We start from the raw sequence: 2,462 nt of genomic DNA on the forward strand, positions 1-2,462 counted from the left end.
GCGCTGATATCGGTCGGGATATGACGTTCGCGCAACTGGTCGAGCAGTTGCAGGCCGATCAGGGCGATACGTTGGAGCACCAGTTCCTGCCGTTGACCGAGATCTGCCGTGCGTCGGGGCACAAGGACCTTTTCGACACCCTGGTGGTGTATGAGAACTACCCGATCGAGACGTCGGTCGAGAGTGTCGGCGGGGATATCTCGGTGGTCGACATAGCCTTCCACGAAACAGTGCACTACCCGCTGACGCTTCAGATAGTGCCGGGTCGGGAACTGCGGCTCCAGGTCAAATATTCGGCCGATGTGTTCGACACGGTGGAGGTCGAGCGTTTGGCGGCTCGACTGCAGCGGGTGCTCGACGCGGTGGTCGCTGATCCGCAGCAGCGGATATCGGCGATCGATGTGTTCGACGAACAGGAACTGGCCGCGCTGACGGAGTTCTCGAATCGCACGGCGCTGGCCGAACAGGCTGCGGCGGTGTCGATTCCGGCAGTGTTCGCCGCGCAGGTCGCGCGGACGCCCGAAGCGGTGGCAGTGGTGTTCGAACAACGGTCGTGGACCTATCGGGAACTCGACGAGGCTTCGTCGCGGTTCGCTCATCTGCTGGTGGATCGGGGTGTCGGTGCGGATGATGTTGTCGCACTGATGTTGCCGCGCTCGGGCGAGGCGATCGTGTCGATCCTGGCGGTGCTCAAGGCCGGTGCGGCGTATCTGCCGATCGATGTGCGTCATCCCGACGAGCGCGTCGGGTTCGTGCTCGCCGACGCGTCACCCGCAGCGGTGATCACCGACATCGAGTACGCGCCCCGGTTGACCGGGTATGACCTGCCGGTCATCGATATCGCCGACCCGGCGCTTGTGGCACGACCCGGAACACCGTTGCTGGTTCCGCCCGCCTCGGCGCAGGCGTACATCATCTACACCTCCGGCACGACCGGCACACCCAAAGGTGTTGCGGTGACTCATGAGAACGCGACGCAATTGTTCGAGTCGGTGCGTGTTTCCGGATTTGCTCCCGAGCCGGGGCAGGTGTGGACCCAGTTCCACTCGTACGCGTTCGACTTCTCGGTGTGGGAAATATGGGGTCCGCTGCTGCACGGCGGCCGGTTGGTTGTCGTCCCGGAATCGGTGGTGCAGTCACCGATGGATTTGCATCGACTGTTGATCGATGAGCAGGTCACGGTATTGAGCCAGACGCCGTCGGCGTTCCATGCCCTGCAGGCGGTCGAGGACCTGCAGCCGGATTCGCGCTTGTTGAATCTCGAGACGGTGATTTTCGGCGGTGAGGCGCTGGAACCCAATCGTCTGGCTTCGTGGTGGAGTCGGTATTCGGATGCCCCGCGATTGATCAATATGTACGGCACGACCGAAACGACGGTGCACGCCTCGTTCCGCGAACTCGATGAATCCGACGCCAACCACAGCATCAGCCCGATCGGTGTTCCGTTGCGCAATCTCGCCTTCTTCGTTTTGGATGACGGTTTGTCCGAGGTCCCGGTCGGGGTCGCGGGTGAGTTGTATATCGCGGGTACGGGTTTGGCGCGCGGGTATCTGCGCCGGCCCGGATTGACCGCGTCGCGGTTCGTGGCATGCCCGTTCGGGCGTTCGGGTGCTCGCATGTATCGCACCGGTGATGTCGTGCGCTGGAATGCCAAGGGAGAGTTGGAGTATGTGGGTCGTAGCGACGACCAGGTGAAGATTCGCGGTTTCCGGATCGAGCTCGGTGAAGTCGGTGCGGCGTTGTCTGCGGCGCCCGGGGTCGAGCAGGCCGTGGTCGTGGTGCGCGAAGACCAGCCGGGCAGCAAACGGCTCGTCGGATATGTGACCGGTGTTGTGGACCCGGCGATGGTGCGTGCCGCGGTCGGGGCGCGCTTGCCGGAGTACATGGTTCCGGCAGCGGTAGTGGTGTTGGACAGTCTGCCGTTGACGGTCAACGGAAAGTTGGACAAGCGAGCCCTGCCGACGCCCGATTACGCAGGTGCGGGATATCGAGCGCCGTCGACACCGACCGAAGAAATGCTGGCGCCGATTTTTGCCCAGGTGCTCGGATTGGACCGGGTCGGCGTCGACGACTCCTTCTTCGACATCGGCGGTAATTCACTGCTGGCGATGCGGGTGGTCGCGGAAATTCATGATGCAGTCGGCGTCGAGATCGCGGTGCGGGCCCTGTTCCAGGCGCCGACGATCGCCCAGCTGGCAACGGACGTGCAGACAGCTGTTTTGCCGAAGAAGAGTCCTTCACGACCTGCACTTCGGAGGTACTCACGCGATATCGAATGATCTCGCGTGAATCCGTCAAGTAATTGATCTGCTATTTCTCAGAGGACTCGAATTATGCTTCCGTTGTCGTTCGCTCAGCGTCGGTTGTGGTTCATTCACCAGTTGGAGGGTCTGTCCGCGACCTACAACATGCCGTTGGTGTTGCGGTTGCGTGGCGGGCTCGATGTCTCAGCGCTGGGGCTG

At 62.3% G+C, this 2,462-nt stretch carries 2 protein-coding genes; both read left to right on the forward strand.

What is annotated here, in order from left to right:
- The coding region (locus GFY24_RS40765; RefSeq protein ID WP_153810461.1) for a non-ribosomal peptide synthetase at positions 1 to 2,279 on the forward strand (2,279 nt) is incomplete at its 5' end.
- A 54-nt stretch (positions 2,280 to 2,333) separates the two neighbouring features.
- Positions 2,334 to 2,462 (forward strand): condensation domain-containing protein (locus GFY24_RS44025; protein WP_153810462.1); only part of this gene is annotated, 129 nt, incomplete at its 3' end.

Origin of the sequence: Nocardia sp. SYP-A9097 (assembly GCF_009649815.1) — a bacterium.
In the GTDB taxonomy this organism is placed as follows: Bacteria; Actinomycetota; Actinomycetes; order Mycobacteriales; family Mycobacteriaceae; genus Nocardia.